This window comes from Clostridium sp. K04, assembly GCF_019734375.1.
Taxonomy (GTDB): Bacteria; Bacillota; Clostridia; order Clostridiales; family Clostridiaceae; genus Clostridium; species Clostridium saudiense.
The window spans coordinates 15945-38177 of sequence record NZ_JAASHD010000012.1 but is presented as its reverse complement, the minus strand read 5'-3'; the positions used below and the strand labels follow the sequence as shown (position 1 = coordinate 38177).

At 28.3% G+C, this 22233-nt stretch carries 16 protein-coding genes and 1 pseudogene; 6 read left to right on the top strand and 11 right to left on the bottom strand.

The features are described from left to right. Window positions 1-17 precede the first annotated feature (17 nt). The gene (locus tag HCG70_RS06665) at window positions 18-302 is read right to left on the bottom strand and encodes an ABC transporter substrate-binding protein (protein WP_055277022.1); all 285 of its coding nucleotides are present in this window, start codon (window positions 300-302) and stop codon (window positions 18-20) included. Between the two features lie 229 nt (window positions 303-531). Between HCG70_RS06665 and HCG70_RS06660 the strand changes: the two genes are divergently transcribed. Both HCG70_RS06660 and HCG70_RS06655 read left to right on the top strand, forming a co-directional pair. Continuing rightward, entirely contained in the window at window positions 532-930 is a 399-nt protein-coding gene (locus HCG70_RS06660; protein ID WP_042396017.1) for a CidA/LrgA family protein, read from the top strand. Window positions 931-934: 4 nt separating this feature from the next. Next, entirely contained in the window at window positions 935-1639 is a 705-nt protein-coding gene (locus tag HCG70_RS06655; protein ID WP_221697582.1) for an LrgB family protein, read from the top strand. 62 nt (window positions 1640-1701) lie between these two features. Here the strand turns inward: HCG70_RS06655 and HCG70_RS06650 are convergent, their stop codons facing one another. From HCG70_RS06650 to HCG70_RS06640, 3 genes are all read right to left on the bottom strand, one after another. Then, window positions 1702-3885, bottom strand: coding sequence for a type IA DNA topoisomerase (locus tag HCG70_RS06650; protein WP_042396023.1), 2184 nt, complete (start codon window positions 3883-3885; stop codon window positions 1702-1704). Between the two features lie 85 nt (window positions 3886-3970). Then, on the bottom strand, window positions 3971-4534 hold the full coding sequence (locus tag HCG70_RS06645) for a TspO/MBR family protein (RefSeq protein ID WP_052330612.1): 564 nt from the start codon (window positions 4532-4534) through the stop codon (window positions 3971-3973). Between the two features lie 68 nt (window positions 4535-4602). Next, on the bottom strand, window positions 4603-5553 hold the full coding sequence (locus HCG70_RS06640) for an alpha/beta hydrolase (protein ID WP_042396026.1): 951 nt from the start codon (window positions 5551-5553) through the stop codon (window positions 4603-4605). Window positions 5554-5971: 418 nt separating this feature from the next. Here HCG70_RS06640 and HCG70_RS06635 point away from each other — a divergent pair, with 418 nt between their 5' ends. The 3 genes from HCG70_RS06635 to HCG70_RS06625 are packed head-to-tail and all read left to right on the top strand — an operon-like array spanning window position 5972 to window position 9396. Then, window positions 5972-7330: a Mur ligase family protein gene (locus HCG70_RS06635; protein WP_154820703.1), complete on the top strand. Its 1359-nt coding sequence runs from the start codon at window positions 5972-5974 to the stop codon at window positions 7328-7330. A 16-nt stretch (window positions 7331-7346) separates the two neighbouring features. Beyond that, a complete protein-coding gene (locus tag HCG70_RS06630) occupies window positions 7347-8078 on the top strand; it encodes a type 1 glutamine amidotransferase (RefSeq protein WP_042396033.1) in 732 nt (243 codons plus the stop codon). Window positions 8079-8112: 34 nt separating this feature from the next. Then, window positions 8113-9396, top strand: a complete 1284-nt coding sequence (locus HCG70_RS06625) for a D-alanyl-D-alanine carboxypeptidase family protein (protein ID WP_042396036.1) — start codon at window positions 8113-8115, stop codon at window positions 9394-9396. Between the two features lie 182 nt (window positions 9397-9578). On the opposite strand, the gene HCG70_RS06620 is transcribed toward HCG70_RS06625, so the two are convergent. The 3 genes from HCG70_RS06620 to HCG70_RS06610 form a co-directional block, all read right to left on the bottom strand. Further along, window positions 9579-11285, bottom strand: coding sequence for a transposase (locus HCG70_RS06620; RefSeq protein ID WP_221697581.1), 1707 nt, complete (start codon window positions 11283-11285; stop codon window positions 9579-9581). A 120-nt stretch (window positions 11286-11405) separates the two neighbouring features. Then, the gene (locus HCG70_RS06615; RefSeq protein ID WP_221697580.1) at window positions 11406-13973 is read right to left on the bottom strand and encodes an FAD-dependent oxidoreductase; all 2568 of its coding nucleotides are present in this window, start codon (window positions 13971-13973) and stop codon (window positions 11406-11408) included. 26 nt (window positions 13974-13999) lie between these two features. Continuing rightward, window positions 14000-14968, bottom strand: a complete 969-nt coding sequence (locus HCG70_RS06610) for a DMT family transporter (RefSeq protein WP_221697579.1) — start codon at window positions 14966-14968, stop codon at window positions 14000-14002. Between the two features lie 296 nt (window positions 14969-15264). Between HCG70_RS06610 and HCG70_RS06605 the strand changes: the two genes are divergently transcribed. Then, window positions 15265-16287 (top strand): sigma-54-dependent Fis family transcriptional regulator, encoded by a 1023-nt coding sequence (locus HCG70_RS06605; RefSeq protein ID WP_221697578.1) that lies wholly within the window; start codon window positions 15265-15267, stop codon window positions 16285-16287. A gap of 74 nt (window positions 16288-16361) precedes the next feature. On the opposite strand, the gene rpoN is transcribed toward HCG70_RS06605, so the two are convergent. The 4 genes and pseudogenes from rpoN to HCG70_RS06585 all read right to left on the bottom strand — a co-directional run bounded on the left by rpoN (window position 16362) and on the right by HCG70_RS06585 (window position 21895). Continuing rightward, the gene (gene rpoN / locus HCG70_RS06600) at window positions 16362-17687 is read right to left on the bottom strand and encodes an RNA polymerase factor sigma-54 (RefSeq protein ID WP_260457795.1); all 1326 of its coding nucleotides are present in this window, start codon (window positions 17685-17687) and stop codon (window positions 16362-16364) included. 312 nt (window positions 17688-17999) lie between these two features. Next, window positions 18000-18110, bottom strand: a pseudogene (locus HCG70_RS17775) (transposase zinc-binding domain-containing protein); the annotation flags it as partial. 460 nt (window positions 18111-18570) lie between these two features. Beyond that, window positions 18571-20010: a 6-phospho-beta-glucosidase gene (locus tag HCG70_RS06590; RefSeq protein WP_221697577.1), complete on the bottom strand. Its 1440-nt coding sequence runs from the start codon at window positions 20008-20010 to the stop codon at window positions 18571-18573. Between the two features lie 22 nt (window positions 20011-20032). Beyond that, complete coding sequence (locus tag HCG70_RS06585) at window positions 20033-21895, bottom strand: beta-glucoside-specific PTS transporter subunit IIABC (RefSeq protein WP_042394661.1); 1863 nt, start codon at window positions 21893-21895, stop codon at window positions 20033-20035. Between the last annotated feature and the right edge of the window lie 338 nt (window positions 21896-22233).

The following is a 22233-nucleotide window of genomic DNA, read 5'->3' as shown; positions in this document are numbered from 1 at the left end:
ATTATGGACATATGTTGTTATTTAGATTGTGTTGCATCGGCACCTTGTCCTGTAGATAAATCAATATTAAGTCCTTCTTCTTCAAAAAAGCCTTCATTTATTGCAACATACATTGGAGCATAAAATACAGATCTTACAACTTCATTTAATCTAACAGTTTGTAAATTTGCTTCATCAGTACTTGTAGTTCCCTTTGATGTACTATCTTTTTTAGCTTCTGATTTACCGCAGCCTATAAATATTGCACCTACTAGGGCAACCACACTTAATATAGCTGCAAAACGCTTAAAAGTTTTATTCATACATACTCCTTTTTAGATAAAATTGCTTATATTATTATGATTTATATTATGATACATGATTATTTTTTGTTAATTTTTGCAATCGTTTCATCCATTTATTTTTCATAAATTCATAGATTTCTTTATGATAAAACATCCTTCTTTCCATATAGACATAATATTATTTTGTATTATATTATAATAATAGGCTTTTAAAATTATCTACTTAAATTTATAAGGAGGTTTACTCATGAAATTTTTTAGAGAATCTATTTTGATTCTTTCAATTTATTTTGCAGGTGAAATTATTTCCAAACTATTAAATCTTCCTGTACCAGGAAATATTATTGGAATGATATTGTTATTTTTATTACTAAATTCTAAAATATTAAAAGTTGAAAAAATTGAAACACTTTCTAACTTCTTTTTAGATCATTTAGCCTTTTTCTTCATTCCTGCTTCTGTAGGGTTAATGACTTCATTTGGTGCTTTAAAGGGTAGTATATTAAAAATAGTTATATTATGTATATTAACTACAATAATCGTATTATCTGCTACAGCACTAACTGTAGAATTTATTTGCAAGAAAAAATCAAAATTAGAAAATAATAATGACAATGAGGATAAATTTAATAAAAAGGAGGCATAAATAAATGGATATATTTACAAATAACATGTTTTTTGGAATATTCATATCTCTTGTAGCATTTGAAATAGGTTTATTTATTTATAAAAAAACAAAATTCCCACTTTTTAATCCACTTTTAATTGCCACAATGATTGTAATAGGCTTTTTAAAAATATTTAATATAGATTTTGATACTTACAATCAAGGCGGTCAATTTATAAATATTTTTCTTGGCCCTGCAACAATAGTTCTAGCTGTTCCTTTATATAAAAATCTTAATTTACTCAAGAAGAATTTTCTTCCTATTATTTCTGGGATATTCGTAGGTACTCTAGTTAGTGTATTATCAGTTATTTCAATTTCATTTTTCTTAGGATTAGATAATACTCTAACAGTTTCATTATTATCTAAAAGTGTAACAACCCCAATAGGAATTGAAATTACAAATACACTTGGTGGTGTTACTTCAATTACTGTCTTAGCTATTATATTATCTGGAATAATAGGGGCAATTGTAGGACCTACAGTTTTTAAAATATTAAGAATTAATAGTCCAATTGCTAGAGGGATTTCACTAGGAACTGCTTCTCACGCTGTAGGAACTTCAAAAGCATTAGAAATTGGTGAACAAGAAGGGGCAATGAGTTCATTATCTATCGGTGTTGCTGGTATAATAACAGTATTTTTAGCTCCTTTATGTTATTCTTTGCTTTCAGTATTAATTAAATAAATTCACTAATAAAAATAAATTATTAAAAAAAGCTTTAGCAGCAAAATACTGCCAAAGCTTTTTTAATTTATAAATTCAAATTTCCAATTATAATATCCTGTCTTTTCATCTTTTTCATATCTTAAATATGCAGAAAATAAAGTACCTTTTTTACTCTTTAGATTTCTAAATCCAACTTTACCATTCTTAAGAAGTAATTGAACCATTTCCTTAGTTACCTTTTTACCTAGGGATTCAATAAATTTATCATTTTTCCAAATAGTATATTTGCAACCATTTTTCCAATTGACACATCCATATCCTTTTTCACCTTCTATAATCGAATTACCACAAACCGGACATTTACCAATTTCCTCTACCCCTTCTGGCTTTTCAACTTTAAACTTATGAAGCATAGAACTATCATTTTTAATCTTTTCTACCGAACTTCTTGTAAAGTCATAAATTAAATTTAAGAAATCCTCTTTTTTAAATTTCCCTTTTTCAATATCAGATAATGTTTTTTCAAGTCTTCCTGTATATTCTAAATCTAAAAGTTCTTTAGCTGGAAAAATTTCTACTATTGTTCTTCCAAGCTCAGTTGTAGTTAAACTCTTTCCTTTAGTTTTAATATATCCAATATCTTTTAGCTTTTTTATAGTTTCAGCTCTAGTGGCTGGAGTTCCTATACTAAAACCACTTAATATAGCTTTCATCATTTCTTCTGAATTGCTCTCATCATCTGAACTATCATCTTTATCATCCTTAAAAGACTTTCCACAAGTCTCCATAACTCTTAAAAGAGTTTTTTCTGTATGATACTTCGGTGGTTTCTTTGTCACTTTATTAACCTTACTATCTACTATATCTAAATTTTCACCCTTTTCAACTAAAGGTAGGATTGTATCTTTTGATTCTATTTTCTCAACTACTCTCCATCCTTTAACTATTTCTACTTTTCCCTTAGAAATAAACTCGCCTTTTAACTGTTCGTCGTTAACTTTTAATGTTATTTTCGTTTCCTCAAATTGGGCAACAGGCATAAATTGCATTATAAATCTATTTTTTATAGCATTATAAACATGTTGTTCATCTGTAGTTAATCCTTTTGGTATTACATATGTAGGAGTAATAGCACTATGGCTCTCAACCTTAGAATTATCAAAAACTCTTTTAGATTGAACGAATTTTATTTGATCTTCATAAGGTAAACCTTTTTTATGGGTTTCAAGCACTTTTTTTGCTTTATCAACTAAACTTTCTTCTAATACACTACTTGCAGTTCTAGGATATGTTATAAGTTTTTTTTCATATAACCCCTGTGCAACCTTTAATACCTTATCTGAAGTCCATCCTTTATATTTACTAGTTATATATCCTTGTAAATTAGAAAGATTAAAAAGACTTTGTGGATATTCCCTCTTCTTTTCAATTTCTTTGTCTACAACTACTGCTTGCTTTTCTTTTAATAATTTACTTAAATTGTCTAAATACTCTTTTTTCTCAAACTTTTCAGAAGCATTTTCATAATAAAGACTTTCAAACTCTATATTATCTTTTGATTTTAAATTAATTAATAACTTATAATATGAAGACTCCTTAAAATTTTCAATTTCTTTATCCCTATCATAAATTATCTTTAAAGTAGGCAATAAAACTCTACCTATGTTAATTGTCTTTTTTTCACTAGCACCATATCTTAATGTTGCAACAGATGTCAAATTAATACCTATTGTCCAATCTGCCAACTGTCTTCCTATTCCAGCATCTTGAAGTGGTTTCATTTCACTATTAGGCTTTAAATTTGCCATTCCCTTCTTTACTTCATCTTCTGTCCATTCATTAAGAAGAAGTCTATAAATAGGCTTTTTTATATCATAATGGATAAATAATTCATCTGAGATAACCTGACCTTCTCTATCAAAGTCTGTTGCAGAAATTACTCCATCAACATCATCTCTGTCAATTAATCCTTTAATAATATTTATTTGTTTTTCTGCACCTTTATCAACAACTTCTCTATTACTACTATCACATTTTATTTTATACTTAAAACCTTCAGGAATAAAAGGGAATTTATCCATTCTCCATCCCTTCATATTTTCATCATAATCCTTTGCATCATACAATTGAAGTAAATGACCAAAAGCCCAAGTAACTAAATAATCGTCGCCTTCATAAAACCCATCTCTTCTAGTTTTTATCTTATATGCATCCGCTATATTTTTAGCAACTGATGGTTTTTCTGCTATTATTACTTTCTTCAAAATACTCTTCTCCTTAAATCCGTATTTACATCATTACCAGATTTATATTTTATCCTATTTATTTTTATAATTCAAATTTTATTAATTACATTTCATTAAATATCCAAATATAAAGTGATAAATATGTTGCAAATACAACCCATAAAATATAAGGAATCATCAATGCTCCAGCTATTTTGTCATCCTTAAAAAATTTAACTGTAGTTATTACTATTAGTAAAAGCAAAATACATATTAATATAAATGAAATACCATATAATCTTAAATTAAAAAATATAATTGCCCATAGAAAACTTATTAAAAGTTGTACTAAATAATTAAAATATCCTCCATGATCATTTTTCCCTTGCTTGTTATTCATATATATTCTATAAGCAGCAATACCCATTAAAATATATAAAGCAATCCATACTATCCTAAAAACTAAATTAGGCGGTGTAAGAATACTTTTTTTTAATACATCATATATACTCATTGAATTTTTAGTAACAAAGCCTACTATCAAACTCCCAATAACAGGCATCATAATATTTTTTAATAAACCTATAAATTCAAACTTTCCATTAACGCAAAATATCTCTTTAAATATATTCTTTCTTCTATTAATCGACTTTTTAACTTTAGGTTTCTTCTTTTTTCTCACAAACATCACCCCTTTTATTTACTAATAAAATATATGTTACTTAACAGTAAATAATGTTTATGAGTAATATATTTTTAGTTTGTTACTTTTTCATTAACCTTTACAATTCTATTCGTCCAATTTAATATATCTAAAATAACTTCATCTTTATTACTTTCATTTAGCATTTCATGTCTACCATTCTTATATAATTTATATTTCAAGTCATGTATTCCTAATTCTTTATAGCATTCATATAATCTTTTTATACCTTTACCAAAATCTCCAACTGGATCTTTATCACCGGCAAAAATTAATACTGGTAAATCTTTAGGGATTAATTCTAAGTTTTCTTTTTTATTAATCTTCCATAATCCTCTTATTAAATCATAATAATATGATGTTGTACAAATAAATCCACAGTAATCGCTTTCTATATACTTGTCCACCTCCTCATCAACAGAGCATAGCCAATCATAATTTGTTCTATTAGGTTTGAAACTTCTATTGAAGTTTCCAAATGATAACTTGTCCATTATCTTACTTTTAGCTTTTCTTCCTCTTATCATCATTTCAACTTTTGAAATTAATATTCCTAATTTTGTTATGTATTCAGGTCTTCCATTTGTTCCCGATAATATTACTCCATCTAATTCTTTACCATATAACTCAATATATCTTTGACTTACAAAAGAACCCATGCTATGCCCAAATAATATTAAAGGTAAACCTTCATTTTCTTTCTTTATTATATCTGTAAGTTCTTTAACATTTTCAACAAGCATATCAAAACCTTCATTATCAGCTATGTAACCTCTTTCTTCATCTTCCTTAGAAGTTTCTCCATGCCCTCTATGATCATGTGCATATACTATGAAGCCATGTTCTGTAAGTTTATTTGCAAAATAATCATATCTACAAGCATACTCAGTCATTCCATGTGAAATCTGTATTATTCCCTTTGCTTCACCTTTAACTTCCCATTTATAACATTTAATTTCTTTACCTTCTTTATCGACAAACGAAAACTTCTTCAAAACTATCATCTCCTATTTAGTTTTTTAATATATTATCTTCTCATGCAAATTGACTGTCAATATTGTATAGGGAAATGTTAAATAATTATTCATATTTATATAATTTATTCTATTTTTTTTTAATTTAATTTAAATATCCTGTTAAGATGCATTTGTTAAAATCTAAGTTTATGATATACTATTTTAGTATTGATATAATCTTTAAAAGAATATTATAATTTAACTTATAATCGGAATTCTAAATCTTAATTAACAACCTAAATATATTATTTAAGCAACGAACTATATTTTCTTGTTAGTTTTATTAACCCTAATTGCAAATTTTGCAATTATTAAATCAATAGGTTTGGAAATATCCTGTAATATTATTATTAAATGATTATAGTTCAATATTATTGTTAATAATGTAAATAAACTATTGTAGGTGGTGAAGAAAATTAATATTAAGTCAATTCTCAGTATATTAGCAACAAAATTCACATTATTTCTTACTAAAACCATTTTAAAAGGTGGTACTACTTTTCCTGGTAGAGTTGCATTAAAATTAGATAATAACATTTTAGCAACTGTATCTAAGGGATATAAAGTAGTATTAGTTACAGGAACTAATGGTAAAACTACTACTACAAGCATGATTTATAACATCATTAAAGAAAAAGGTTACCCAGTAATAACTAATAACACAGGGGCTAATCTTTTCCCAGGTATAGTTACTACTTTCGTTGAAAACTATAAATTCTTCAATAAAGATGAAAATAAATATGCAATTATAGAGGTAGATGAAGCTAATTTAAAATTTATAACAAAGTATATTAATCCTGAAATAATTACTGTAACAAATTTATTTAGGGATCAACTTGATAGATATGGAGAAGTTTATACAACATTAACTAAAATTTTAGAGGGTATAACTCTTGTACCTGAAAGTAAGCTAGTTTTAAATGGTGATGAATCATTACTTGGAAAGCTTGATGTGAAGAATCCATTAGTATTTTATGGATTTAAAACACCAATAAACGAAAATAAAACTATTGATGTTAATGCAGATTCAAAGTTCTGTAAGTTCTGCAAAACTCCTTATAGTTATAACTTTGTTACATATAATCATTTAGGAGATTATTACTGTACAGGCTGTGGTTATACTCATCCTGCTATTAAGTATGGTGTAGACGAAATTGTAGAATTAACAGCAGAAAGCTCTACTGTTAAATTTGGAAACACTGAAATCTTCTTAGGTCAATCTGGTGTATATAACATCTATAATGCTCTTTGTGCTTATTCAATAGCAAAAGAACTTAATATTGATGATGCTTGTATAAAAAAATCTTTAGAAAATCAAAGTTCTAGTTTTGGAAGACAAGAAATAATAAATATAGATGACAAAGAAGCAAAAATTATTTTAGTTAAAAATCCAGCTGGATATAATCAAGCTTTAGACACCCTTTGCTTAAATAAAGATTCCTTCTCTTGTGCATTTTTATTAAATGATAATTATGCTGATGGTAGAGATGTTTCTTGGATTTGGGATGTTAATTTTGAAATTTTAAATAATACACCTTTAGATGAAGTTTATGTATCAGGTCTTAGAACTTTTGATATGGCAGTAAGGCTAAAAACTGCTGGTATTTCTCCATCTAAGTTTGTTATTGAAGAAGAATATGAAAAATTAACTGAACAAATCAAAAATGGTAAAAACAAAAAAATATATATCCTTGCAACTTATACAGCAATGATAAATTACAGAAAGTATTTACATTCTAAGGGTTATATAAAAAACCTTTGGTAGTGTTTAGGAGGCTATTATGGAATTAAATATTTGTCACCTTTATCCTGATTTATTAAACGTATATGGTGATGTTGGAAATATATTAATTTTAAAACACAGAGCTGAAAATCGTGGAATTAAAGTTAATATACTTAACATTTCAATCAATGATGAATTTAATGCAGATGATTACGATATAGTATTTTTTGGCGGTGGCCAAGATTTTGAACAATCGATAGTATCTTCTGACTTGATGAATAATAAAAAAGAAGAGTTATCAAGATACATTAATAATGGTAAAGTTCTAATAGCTATCTGTGGTGGATATCAATTATTAGGTAAATACTATACTGCTCCTAATGGTGAAAGAATTGAAGGCTTAGGCATATTAGATATTTATACTGAAGCTGGAGATACTAGATTTATTGGAGATACTGTTATTTACAATGAAGATTTCAATGAAACTTATGTTGGATTTGAAAATCACTCTGGTAGAACTTATGTTAATGGATTAAAGCCACTTGGAAAATGTGTTCATGGTTATGGTAATAATGGATCTGATGGCTATGAAGGCTGTATATATAAGAATACTTATTGTACATACTTCCATGGATCATTACTTGCAAAAAATCCTGAACTAGCAGATAGATTTATTAAAACAGCTTTAGAAATGAAGTACTCAGAAGTTGCTTTAGAAAGACTAGACGATTCTTTAGAAATAAAAGCTAAAGAAGTAATGATTAACAGGTTAAACAATAAACAAAAATAATAATATTTACTTATAAGAAGGACGGGGAGATTATATGTCAAAGAAATTTTTTAGAGCTTTTGTTCTAACACTATGCTTATCATTAGTAGTACCTTTCTTTAATACTATTAATGTATTTGCTGCAACTGAGCCTCAAATAATGGGGCAATCTGCTATTACTATGGATTTAGATACAGGCGAAATTATTTATTCAAAAAATGCTGATGAACAACGTTCACCTGCAAGTACAACTAAATTATTAACTTCTCTACTATTTGCTGAAAACAAAAATAAGGATGATTTAATTCCTTACACTGAAAACTCAGTTTCACTAAGAGAAACAACATTAAATAATTTTATTGGTAATACTGCACAACCTGGTGATACACTAACTGCTAATGAAGTAATGGATGCTGTTATGGTTTATTCAGCAAATGATGCTGCTGTTATGATGGCTGAATCTGTTTCTGGTTCTGTAGAAAAATTTACAGAATTAATGAACCAAAGAGCTAAAGAACTTGGCGCGGTAAACACTAACTTTGTTAATCCTAACGGTTTAGAAATTGATGCTAACAATCATAATGTTACTACAGCTTACGATTTAGCTTTAATTGCTAAAGCTGCTTATGAAAATGATTGGGTAAGAGAATCTATGGGAATAGATAAAACGTCTGTTATTTTAGATGGTAAGACAATTTATATCGAAACTAGAGATAAATTACTTGGCGTTGATGGTAATATTGGTGGTAAAACTGGTAATGAAACTAAAGCTGGTCATTGCTTTGTAGGATACTATAACAGAAACGGAAGAAATTTAATTACTGTAGTTTTAGGTTCTCTATATGGAGCAGATGGAATGAATGTATTTAATGACACTCAATCAATTGCTGATTATAGCTATGATGCACAAAAAACTACTTATAAATCTGCTGGAGACGAAATATCTACTGTTGAATTAAACTATAAACTATTTAGATTCTTTGGTCCAACAAAAACTATTACAGCTCCTGTTGTTTTAGATCAAGATATTGAATATTATCAAAATAGCTTTAATGATACTCATTCTAATTTAGAAGTACCAAGTAATGAACTAAATGCTTGGAAGGTTGCTTCTAATAACAATGTTGATTTAGTTTATACTAGTGGTGATTATACTCAAACTGTTAAGGGATCTATCACTTTAAGTACTGGTCAAATATTAAAAGCTAATATAGGAATTTACGCTCTTTCTTTATTAATAATAATTTTAATAATTGTATTATTATTTGTAACAATAAAATTAATGATGAACTCTAAGAGACGTAGAAGAAATAGAAGAGGAAGATATTCTAGATACTAAAATAGTGACAAAAAACAAATAAAAAAGGAGCTGTCGCAATAGCGGGTAAAAAAATCCGCTAGCGATAGCTCTTTTTCTATATTTTCAAAAAAATAATTGTACATTTTCGATTAAAATCAAATTGAATATAAAAATAGACGCACTTAAATAAGCCTAATGAAAAAAGGCTTTAAAAATTTAAATTATGCAGTTTTCTTTAATTCAAATAAATGCTTACCAGTTCGGTTAGCCTGTATTTTGTTATGCAATTTATTTATATTATGAGCTACAGCAAGTAGTATACTTTCTGCTAAGACATTATTTTGTCCACGGCACATAAACCTTCTAAAATTCATATCATGCTTTAATTGAGCAAAAGAACCTTCTGCTTGAATACTTCTATTCATTCTAAGTAAACAACCTTCATCAGTAATAATTCTCGTTAAATCTTCTTTTCTTTGCCTATTAAACTTTTTTGAAGTTTCAAATTTTTTAGTTCTTTCTTCTAATGGTATTTTAGAATTATTCCCTTTAATACATTTGTTCTTGTAATTACAGTCACTACAATCCTCACATATATAAATTGTTTTTTCACTTTTATATCCAGTTTTAGATTTTACAAATTTTGTGCCTGACATTTTTAGTTTTTTACCATTTTGACATATAAATAAATCACTCTCAGCATCGTAGTCCATATTCTCTATTCTACTAATGTCATTCTTGTATTTTCTTGTTTTAGATATTTCATAATTAGCAGGTTTAATAAAAGCTATTTGATTATTATCTTCAATAAATGAGTAATTTTCTTCGCTTTCATATCCAGCATCAGCAACTATTTTTAAATATTTAAAATTCAAATTTTCTTCCATCCCCTTAAGAAATGGTATCAATGTAGTTGTGTCTGTTGGTTGATTACCAACAGTAAGCCACGTAATATATTCAGCATCAACACCATGCTGCACATTATAAGCTGGTTTAAGTTGTCCATTTTTCATAGCATCTTCTTTCATTCTNTATTCAGCATCAACACCGTGTTGTACATTATAAGCAGGTTTAAGTTGACCATTTTTCATAGCATCTTCTTTCATTCTAATAAAAGTAGCGTCATTATCTGTTTTTGAATAACTATTTCTTTCTCCGCAAGTATATACTTTTTGATTATATTCCTTGAATTTTGAAAGATACTCTTCAAGCTTTTCTATATATTTTTGAAGTGGTGATTTTCTTTTACCACATCCGTGGACGAATTCAATAGTTTCAATTTTCTTTAATTCATAAAGCCTTTTCTTTAGCTTTTTTACGTGCCTCATCTGAACTTTATTTTTATAAATCAATTTAATACCATAAAGTTCTTCACATTCTTTTACAAAGCTAGCTATTTTCATTAATAATTTAGCCATGTTTTTTGTCACAGCTTTCTTCCAAACGAATGTATATTTATTTGCATAAGCTTCTATTTTAGTGCCATCAATAAATATTGATTTGCCTGATATTTCCCCAACCTTATAAAGAAAATTAGTCATTTCAACCAATATCTTTTCAGCACACGGAGCAAAATGTAGACTTCTAAATCTTGCAAATGTTGAGTGATCCGGAGCGGATGCTCCTTCGAGTAAAAACATAAAATTTATATCTCTAAGACATGCTGTTTCTATATCTCGTGAAGAATAGAAACCATTCATATATCCATAAATCACAATCTTTAACATGTTCGTTGGCGATACTTGATTTTCTCTTATCTTAGAATAAGTAGAATATAGGTCAGTTAAATCCATCTCCTCTACAAACTGACTTAGTAATCTCACCGAATCATTTTCTGGAATCATGCAATCTATATCAAAAGGAAGTTTTAATTGATAAAACTTTCGATTTACAGTATAATTTTTGTGTAAGATTTTTTTTAGTAGCATAAAAATATTTTACCATAAATCCTAAACTCCTTGAGTTTAGGATTTATTTTTTTCGTCAAAAAGGAGCTGCGCACTAATTATTTAGTGCGACAGCCCCTTATTATTATTTATATATATTTTTTATTTCATCTCATCTAATCTTTTCTTAGATTCTAATCTATTAGCCCACATTTCTTCTTCTGATTTGTAACCTCTTTTTTGAGCTTGTTCCTTAGTATATATTCCTCCATGTAATAAATTTAATATATGAAGTGAATCCTTACCGGCTGCTTCCATAGTTCCTCTACAAGAACCACAATAAGATATAATATGTTCAGAATTAAAATCTCCAGCTCTTCTATTATATACTTTTTCGTATAATTCAGGATTTGAGCTACAAACCATTCCCCCAACACCACAACATCTAGTATTACCTTTACTTCTTTCAATTTCTGAATACTTATATCCAAGTTCCTCAATTATCCATCTTACACTTTCATGATGAGATGACACATTTCTAGTTACACATGAATCATGAATATTAAATATAACATCTGAATCTAATCCTATATTTTTTTGATTTTCTGGTATTCCTATACTTTCTTTCATTAAATCCCAATAAGAAATAACCTTTTTATCAGTTGTACTACTATAAACGTTATAACATGATGGACATATTGTAATAATTACATCTGCATTTGTTTCATTAATCTCTTCTACTGCTTTTTTATTTCTTTCCTTAAACTTCACAGGTTCACCAATTAACTTCGTTACCTTACCACAACATTGTAGCATTGCTCCTACTTCTCCATCCAAAGTATCTCTTAAATGCGCTAAAGTCTTTTCTATCAGCTCTGGGCTATAAGCTGGAACTGTACAGCCTGGAACAAATAAGTATTTTGTCTTTTTCTCTTTAGCTAATACAGTTGTAGAGTATTCCTCACTACACTCCATATCTTGTGATTTGTCAAATGGCTTTAATGAGTCAATTACATTTTCATCATTATTATCTTCATTATATTTTTCCTTAATAGCTATAAAATTAGGAGCTAATTCTAATGATTTAGGACAAACTAATGTACATTGATTACATTCATTACAAGAAAAAGCTATCATTTTGTCCATATTTTCATATCCTTTATCTAAATATTTCTTAAATAAAGTTTTAGGACAATCTGTATAATCATTTAACATTATACATTCTTTCATACACTTTTTACACACACACTGTCTACATCTATCTGCTTCTCTCATAGCTTCTTCTTTAGTATATCCAAGAGCTACTTCGTCAAAGTTAGTAATTCTTTCTTCTACCAATAACTCTTGCATATCCTCTCTTTTACCAGATACTTCATCCCAGTTTGTAGGCATGTCTAATTTAGTTTTAAATGTCCACGTGTCTTCTAACACTCTACCCTCAACTAAATCTTCTCCTTTTAAAAATCTTATTACTGATTGTGCTGCTCTTCTACCTGTTGCCATAGCTTGTATAACAATAACAGATTCTCCTGAAGCATCACCAGCTATAAATACTTTTTCATTTGTTAAAGATTGAAGGGTTAATTTATCACACTCAAAAGTAGAATTTCTTCTTTGTTCTAACTTTCCATTGGCAAAATTACCTTCTACACCTTGTCCAATAGCAAATACTATTGTATCAACTTCAATTTCATATACATCATTTTCATCAAAAGTAGGAGAGAACATTCCTTCTTCATTGAACATTGATATACATTTTTTTAATATAACCTTAGACACTCTATTTTCTTGTACTTCTATGCTTTTAATGGCTCTTGCATGATTAAATTTTATACCTTCCGCAATTGCACCTTTAATTTCATGATTTGATGATGCCATTGAATCAAAGCTATCTTCTAAACAAATAGAATATACTTCTTCAACTCCATTTATTCTTCTTGATACTCTACAGCAATCCATGGCAACATCTCCACCACCAACTACAAGTACCTTTTTGCCAGCTTTTTTAATATCTTTAGTTAATGCTGCTTCCTTTAAATATTCTGCTGCAGAAAATACTCCTTCTGCATCAAAATTCTTAATACTTCTATCTACTCTTCCTTCATGCTTACCTACAGCTACAACTACAGAGTCAAATTCTTCTAAAATTTCATCTAAAGTTATATCTTTTCCAACTTCACATCCAACTTTGAAAACTACTCCAATTTTATCTAAATAACTTATCTCTTTTTCTAGAACATTTCTTGGTAATCTATATTCAGGAATACCTACTGCCATCATTCCACCTCTAACCGGTAGCTTTTCAAATACAGTTACTTCAGCACCTTCTTTTCTTAAATCTAAAGCAGCTTGTAATCCTGAAGGCCCAGCCCCTATTACTGCAACACTTTTCTTTAAATCACCATTTATAGTTAAATCCCAATTTTCTTCTTTATCAAAATTATCTGCTGCATATCTCTTTAATGAAGCAATTGCCATTGGGCTTTTTCCTTCGTTCCATTTACATTGTGTTTCACAAGGATGTGCACAAATTCTTCCTAAAGTTCCTGGAATAAATAATTTTTCTCTTATTACCTTTATTGATTCTTCACCTTTGCCATCTCTAATTAATCTTATATATTCTTTGGCATCTGTATGCATTGGGCATGTTGCAACACAAGCTGCCTCTTCTGCGCCCATACAATTATCAACTATATTTTTTATATTATCTATTACATTGCTTTTTAACATAAATATCACCTATTCCATATATATTCCTAATTTTTCTTCTTAAATGACTTTGGATCAATTGCGAATATAAATACTCCAAGCACTATTACACATCCCCATATTGCTAATGGTAATGTTATTTTAGCTCCAAAAAGTAACACTGAAAAAATTATTGACCATAATGATGCTGTACTATTTAAAGCAGTTCCCATAGCAGCACCTATTAAATCAACAGCCTTATACCAAGCTAAATAAGTTATTGCTCCAAGTATTGCAATTCCTGCATATTTAAACACTAAACCTGAAGTTATTACTTTACCTGCTACTCCATATCCACCTACTAATGGAACTACTACTAATGCATAACTAGCTAAAGAAGTAAGATATCTAACACATAAGAATTGTTGTGGTGTAGCTTGAATATGTTCTTCATTTTTAATTTTTTTCATTGCAAATCCAACAATTACTCCTTCTAAAGCCCATCCTGCTACTGCAACTAATGCAAATAAAACTCCTTTAAAGAATGTTTGTGGAACGTCTGCTGATGGATTAAACCCTAACATAAATGATCCAAATAAACTAACTGCTATACCTACCATTGCTCTTACTGATAATTTTTCTTTCAAAATAAAATAAGATAAAATTGCTCCAACACCTGGATATATTACTGAAATACTTGATGCATATGGTGCTCCAGCATATTTAATAGCTAATAAATATGCACTCATTCCTACTGGAGCTCCAACTATTGCCGCAACAATTGTAACTAAACCTTTTTTTGTTTTTAATAACTTAAATGCACCTACTAATTGTTTTGAAAATACTAATGATAATGCAATCCAAAAGAATGCAAATCCATCATGGAATAATGCAGTAACTAAAGGTGATAATTCAAAGTTACTAAATATACTGCTCTTACCTACTTCACCCATAAGAACTCCATCAAGTCCCCATGCAAGACCTACTATTACTCCTAATAAAATACCTAATAAAAATTTGTTTTTCTTAAAATTCATCTTTTGTTGTCCTCCTTAAAATACTTTTACATATTTCTTATAAGCAAATTTCATGCCAACTTTTAAAAACGTTAATTTTTCTACAATCTTTTTTTTAATAATTTTATTTTTTCTATGATTTTTATTTTTTTGTCACTTTTGTTAACACTAAAAATGTCACTTTTATTAACACTGTCATCTTTTTTGTTACGCTTATTTTATGACATTATTTTCTCATTAAAATAAATATATTTTTATTTTCTTTTTCTCTAAAGAGTATTATTATAAATAATATATTCTATACACGGGAGGATTAAATGAGTAATTCACAAAAATGCAAATATAATTTTTCTGATATTATAGGCGAAAGTCCCCAATTAAAAAAAGTTATAGCTCAAGCAAAAGAAACTGCTAAAAGCTCATCAACAATAATGATTTATGGAGAAAGTGGTTCAGGAAAAGAGCTACTTGCTCACTCTATACATTGCTATAGTGATAGATGTAATGGTCCATTTGTTGCTGTAAACTGCGGTGCTTTACCTAGTAATTTAATAGAAAGTGAGTTATTTGGATATGAAAGTGGTTCTTTTACAGGTGCAAAAAAAGAAGGAGATATCGGAAAATTTGAATTAGCTAATAATGGAACTATTTTTCTTGATGAAATAGGCGATATGCCTTTAGATATGCAAGTTGTTCTTCTTAGGGTTTTACAAGAAAATTCCATAACTAAAGTCGGGGGCAAAAAGCAAATTGATATCAATGTTAGAGTCATTTCCGCAACAAATAAAAATTTAAGAGATGAAGTAAAAAAAGGAAGGTTTAGAGAAGATTTATATTATAGATTAAATGTACTCCCTCTAACACTTCCGCCGCTAAAAGATAGGTTAGGTGATATTCCTCTACTATTAGATTATTTTTTAAAAACAAAAAGTGAAAAACTTAACAAACCAATACCTAATATTTCTCAGGTATTATTTAAAAAAATAATTTCATATTGTTGGCCTGGCAATATTAGAGAGCTTGAAAACTTCATCGAAAATCTTGTCGCTTTAAACGGAAGTAGTAGTTATGAAATAGATTTTGAAGAATGTCATTGTCTTAAATATGATAATCTAGGTAACTTATTAGATACTTTTATTTTAGATAATTCTATAAACCCTAATATAGATTGTGATAATGATACTATTACTCCTCTAATTGTCCTTGAACAAAAAGAGATAATTAAAGCATTACAAATTTGCAAAGGGAACATTTCTCAAGCAGCATCTAAATTAGGAATAAGTAGAAATGCTCTTTATAATAAAATGAAACGCTATAGTATTACTTATACAGATAAATAATTAAAATTTAACCACAAGATAAAATAAACATGTATAACTGTTAATTTAATCCTGTGGTTATTCTATATTATTCATTATAAAACTTTTCTTTTACTTGATGACTTTATACCTAATTCTTCTCTATACTTAGCTACCGTTCTCCTCGATATATCAATATTATCACTATTCAACAAATTACAAATATCTTGATCTGATAATGGCTTTTTTTTATTTTCTTTTTCTATTATTTCTTTTATTCTTGACTTTATTTTATTGATAGATATTTCTTTATTACTGCTACTTTTAGATAACAATTTTTTTGAAAATAAATCTTTAACTTTCACTATCCCCCTCTCTGTTAAAATATATTTTTCCCTAATTGCTCTACTAACTGTAGATTCATGAATATTCATTTCTACTGCAATACTCTTTAAAGTCATAGGTTTTAAATACAAGTCTCCTTTTTTAAAAAATTCTTCTTGAATTTTAACAATACATCTTAATAAATTTAATAATGTATTTCTTCTTTTTTCTAAAGCTTGTATCAAATCATTTGCCATTACTATTTTGCTTTTTATATACTCCTCATCTTTACTATCAATATTTTTTATATCCAACTCCTTATATACAGCATTTATATTTATTTTAGGTATAATTGAATTATTTAATATAACTTCATATTTATCATACACCTTAAATATATATGCATCTGGTATTATAAATTTCACTTCATTCCCAGTATAAAAGCCCCTTGAAGGTTTAGGTTCTAAAGATTTAATATAACTTACATATTCCTGAACTTTCTTTTGGGAAATTCCTAATTTTCTACTTATATATATGTATTTATTTTCAGCAACATATTCTAAATAATTTAATACTATTTCTTTAATCTTATCATCTAAGATATCTTTACGGCTCAATTGAATAATCAAACATTCACTTAAGTTTCTTGCTCCAATTCCAGCTGGTTCTAAACTTTGTAGAATATCTAATGCTATTTGTCCTTCTTCTTCATTAATCATTAATACTTTGCAGACACTTTCTAATGTCACCCTTAAATATCCATTATCATCCAAACTATTAATCATATAGGTTAATATTTTTTTAATATTCTTATCAAACTTCATTCCAATTAACTGTTCATATAAATAATCACTTAATTTTTCTTTTTCTTGTATAAAATTAAAAGCATTATACTCTTCACTACTTCTTGAATAATTATTTTTCTGATTTATGTAAATATCAAAATTCTCATATATAAAATTATTATTTTCATCAATATATTCAATATCTATTACTGGATTTTCTTGATATTCCTTGTCTATATACCCTCTCAAGTCCTGTGCTGACATTTGCAATATATTTATTGATTGCTTCATTCCTTGAGTCATTGCCAACTTTTGTTGTTGATAAATATTCAAACTAAAATCTAACTTAATAATATCACCTTCTTAATAACTTCAAGACTCTTTAATATAAAATTATAAATTCTGATATAGATATTATCATAAAAAAGTGGCTAACGCCACGCTCCCTTTGTGAATATAATTTTATGTCCTCTTAAAATCATAGAACTAGTTTGCGTTATATGCTATATTTTTCTTATTGGTGGATTCTTCCTTTCTAAAGTATGCATCCAACTCGTAACAGCTATCGTTGCGTACTTCGGTAATATTTAAAATCTTTGTCTATCATACCAAAGACCTCCCTTAATTCCTTTGGTATATTAAAAACTATATACCTATGCCTAACATATTATCACTCCAATTATCTGTATAAATCTTTCCACACGATGTACAAAATCTACTTTTACATGTGAAACCAATCTTCCTTATAGTATTGCAATTATCACATTTTAGTTAAACAAATCCATATTTTGTATCCTTACATTACAAAACCTTCTCTACTTATTTTTTAACATTTGGTAGGCTTATTTATACCGTTTTAAAAATTCACTTCAATGGTCTTCTAATATAGTTTTTACTTTATCTTTTTTCATATGTAAACTCTCTAATTTATAATAAATTAATTTAACATATTTAAAGGCTTAAAGCTAGATACTATCTAACTTCAAACCTTCGAAAATTTTATACTTTTCTGTACGTAAAAAAAGACAAAACCCTACTACTTAGTGGGTTTTGCCTGCACTACCAGTTACAATCCTTATTTTCATGATATCATGCTATTATATCTTTATAAAGGATTTTAAAAACTTTGTTTATATATATTTTTTAACATTATTAACTCTTATTTACTTCCATTCATTAAATGAATTTCATACTATAAATAAATTATATTTTAATCTTAAACTTCTTCTCCATTAGTTTGTATAACTTTTTTGTACCAATAGAAGCTCTTCTTTTTGCTTCTATTTAAAGTACCATTTCCTTCATTATCTTTATCGACATAAATAAATCCATATCTCTTTTTCATTTCTCCAGTTGATGCCGATACTAAATCTATACATCCCCATGGAGTATATCCTATTAAATCAACTCCATCTGCAATTGCTTCTTTCATTGCTTTAACATGTTCACTTAAATACTCAATTCTATAATCATCATTTATAGTTCCATCTTCTTCTGGAATATCTACAGCACCTAATCCATTTTCAACTATGAATAATGGCTTTTGATATCTATCATATAGTTGATTTGCTGTTATTCTTAATCCAAGGGGATCTATTTGCCATCCCCATTCTGATGCCTTTAAATATGGATTTCTAACAGTTTTAAATGCATTTCCTGAAGTTTTTCCATTAACTATTTCTGGATCAACACTTGCACATCTGCTTGAATAATAACTAAATCCAATAAAATCTACAGTATTATTCTTTAATATCTCATCATCATTTTCACCAAATACAAGCTCAATTCCATTTTCTCTTAAGAATCTCTTTGCATAACCAGGGTATTCTCCTCTTGATTGAACATCTATAAAGAATAAATTTTCTCTTTCTTTATCCATAGCTTTTTGGACATCTTCTGGATTGCAACTATATGCATAAGTTGCTCCAGCAGCAAGCATACATCCTACCATAGATCCTGGAATTATTTCATGTGCCATTTTAGTTGCTAATGCACTTGCTATAAGTTCATGATGAGCTGATTGATACTTAATTTGAAGTTCATTATCCCCTTCTTCAAATCTAACACCAGCACCCATAAATGGTAGGTGTAATATCATATTAATTTCATTAAATGTCATCCAATACTTAACTTTATCCTTATATCTTGTGAAGATAGCCTTACAATAATTTAAATAGAAATCTACAAATTTACGATTTTTCCATCCACCAAACTTTTCGATAATTCCAATTGGAGTATCAAAATGGCATATTGTAACTACTGGTTCTATTCCATGTTTAATCATTTCATCAAACATTTCATCATAGAATTTTAATCCATCTTCATTTGGAGTTTCTTCATCTCCTTGAGGGAATATTCTTGACCAAGCAATTGATATTCTTAAACATTTAAATCCCATCTCTGCAAATAATTCTATATCCTCTCTAAATCTATGATAAAAATCTATAGACTCATGTGATGGATAATACTCTCCTTCAATAGGTCTTAAAATATCAATTTTACCTTCCATAACTTTTCTTCTATTTTCTCCAGCTGGACAAAGATCAACAGTTGTTAATCCTTTTCCGCCTTCTTTGTATCCACCTTCACATTGGTTTGCAGCTAAAGCTCCTCCCCACAGAAAATCTTTTGGAAATTTATTAAAATTATTATTCATAACTATCCTCCCCTTTTATTTACTAAAGTATTGTAATCAATGTTTCTCCTGTATTAACTGATTTAATGTCCTTTGGTACTATTTCTAAATATTCCATAGTATTTGTGATAATAACAGGTGTAATTAATTCATAACCTTCATTTTTTATAGCATTCATATCAAATTCAACTAAAGTATCTCCAACTTTAACCTTATCTCCATCTTTAACATGTGCAGTAAAATGCTTACCATCTAATTGAACTGTATCCATACCAATATGAATTAAAATTTCAGCTCCATCTTCTGATTTTAATCCAATTGCATGCTTTGTTTTAAATATCATTTGAACTGTACCGTTTATTGGTGATACTACCTTTCCTTCTGTTGGATTAATAGCAATACCTTTCCCCATCATTTCTGATGCAAATGTTTCATCCTTAACTTCATTTAAAGGAACTATATTTCCTTTTAACGGGCTAGCAATAGTAATTTTATTCATTAATGGTGCTTTATCTACTGCAACTTCTTCTAAAGATTCATCTTCTATTTGATCATCTTCATTTGCAGGATCTTCAAATCCAATTATCCAAGTTAAAGCAAATGCAGATACAAATGCTATAGCGCAACCAATTAATGCATGAACAATATTCATTGGATTTTCCCCTATAAATATAGCAATAGATGCTAATCCTGGTGCTCCTGATGAATAACGAACAACTCCCATAAGTCCAATATATAATCCAGCTAAAGCTCCTCCTGAACAAACAGCTATAAGAGGTTTTTTAAGCTTCATTGTAACACCATACATCGCTGGCTCTGTAATTCCAAGCAATGCAGTAAGTCCTGCTGATCCTGCTAATTGTTTTAAATCTCTATTTTTAGTTTTTAAAGAAACACATAAAACTGCGCCACCTTGAGCTATATTAGATACAAGCATACCTGGTCCTAAAACATTTTCTGATCCCTTTAATGCTAAATCATTAAATGATAATGGGAAAAATGCATAATGCATACCAACTAAAACAAGCAATGGAGATACTCCACCAATTATCATTGGTATTGACCAAGGTGCAACATTATTTATAGCTGTTACAATATCAGCTAAACCTTCGCCTAAAACTGATCCTATAGGCCCTAAAGCTATTAAAGCTAATGGCCCCATAACCAATATAGTAATTAAAGGTTTTGAGAAAAATTTAATTGGTTTTGGTGATATTTTATCTGCAAAATTTTCAACATATGACATTACCCAAACAACTAGTATAATCGGAATAACTGAAGATGTATAACTTACTAACTTAACAGGTAATCCAAATAAAGTTACAGCTTCTTTTGCATTTACTAAAGCTGTCCAGTTCGGATGAATCATTATTCCTCCCATCAACATACCCATAAATGGATTACACTTAAATTTAACTGCCGCAGTATATCCAAGTGCTACTGGGAATAAGAAGAATATTGCATCTGCCATAAAGCTTAATATATAGTAAGTTTGACTTTCTTTAGACATTAATCCAAAAGTAGTTAATAATACTAAAACAGCCTTTAACATTCCTGCTGCCGTAAGTGGTGGTAATATTGGAGTAAAAGTACCTGCAATTATATCAAATATCTTATCCAATCCTTTCTTCTCACCATCATTTTTAGAACTAGAACTTTGGAAATTACCAATCTTTAATAACTCCTTATATACATTAGCAACATCACTACCTATAATTATTTGATATTGGGCTCCTTTATCTACAACACCCATAACACCTTTTGTTTTCTTTATTGCTTCTGTATTGGCTTTTGATAAATCTTTAAGATTAAATCTTAATCTTGTTGCACAATGTGTTAAATTTGATACATTTTCTTGTCCACCGACATTTTTTAATATTTGTTTTGCTAAATTTTCATAATTCATAGCTTAATTCCTCGCTTTCAATATTTTAATTTTCTCAAATTTAAAATTTTGAAGAATTAAGGTTTTGCCTAGCCTAACCTAGTAACAATCCTATGAAACTTCTAAGGTTATATTAATTTTCCTGATCATCACCTCCACAATTTACTTATCAGTTAATAAAAATTATATAAAAAAACCTAAACTAACTTTTAAAATTAAAACTACAGATATACTTACTTCTAGCATTATACTTCAAATAAAATGATAAATACTTTAATAAATCATTCTAATGAATTATCATATCTACTGCTTAATTTTAATTATTAATTTAGGTTTTGCCTGATCGAATCAGTAACAAT

What these genes read in the sequence shown, in the direction of transcription:
- HCG70_RS06645 (WP_052330612.1), bottom strand. Translation starts at nt 4,534, where the DNA reads ATGTTTGTGAGAAAAAAGAAGAAACCTAAAGTTAAAAAGTCGATTAAT.
- HCG70_RS06625 (WP_042396036.1), top strand. Translation starts at nt 8,113, where the DNA reads ATGTCAAAGAAATTTTTTAGAGCTTTTGTTCTAACACTATGCTTATCA.
- HCG70_RS06630 (WP_042396033.1), top strand. Translation starts at nt 7,347, where the DNA reads ATGGAATTAAATATTTGTCACCTTTATCCTGATTTATTAAACGTATAT.
- HCG70_RS06585 (WP_042394661.1), bottom strand. Translation starts at nt 21,895, where the DNA reads ATGAATTATGAAAATTTAGCAAAACAAATATTAAAAAATGTCGGTGGA.
- HCG70_RS06640 (WP_042396026.1), bottom strand. Translation starts at nt 5,553, where the DNA reads ATGATAGTTTTGAAGAAGTTTTCGTTTGTCGATAAAGAAGGTAAAGAA.
- HCG70_RS06655 (WP_221697582.1), top strand. Translation starts at nt 935, where the DNA reads ATGGATATATTTACAAATAACATGTTTTTTGGAATATTCATATCTCTT.
- HCG70_RS06590 (WP_221697577.1), bottom strand. Translation starts at nt 20,010, where the DNA reads ATGAATAATAATTTTAATAAATTTCCAAAAGATTTTCTGTGGGGAGGA.
- HCG70_RS06605 (WP_221697578.1), top strand. Translation starts at nt 15,265, where the DNA reads ATGAGTAATTCACAAAAATGCAAATATAATTTTTCTGATATTATAGGC.
- HCG70_RS06660 (WP_042396017.1), top strand. Translation starts at nt 532, where the DNA reads ATGAAATTTTTTAGAGAATCTATTTTGATTCTTTCAATTTATTTTGCA.
- HCG70_RS06615 (WP_221697580.1), bottom strand. Translation starts at nt 13,973, where the DNA reads ATGTTAAAAAGCAATGTAATAGATAATATAAAAAATATAGTTGATAAT.
- HCG70_RS06665 (WP_055277022.1), bottom strand. Translation starts at nt 302, where the DNA reads ATGAATAAAACTTTTAAGCGTTTTGCAGCTATATTAAGTGTGGTTGCC.
- HCG70_RS06610 (WP_221697579.1), bottom strand. Translation starts at nt 14,968, where the DNA reads ATGAATTTTAAGAAAAACAAATTTTTATTAGGTATTTTATTAGGAGTA.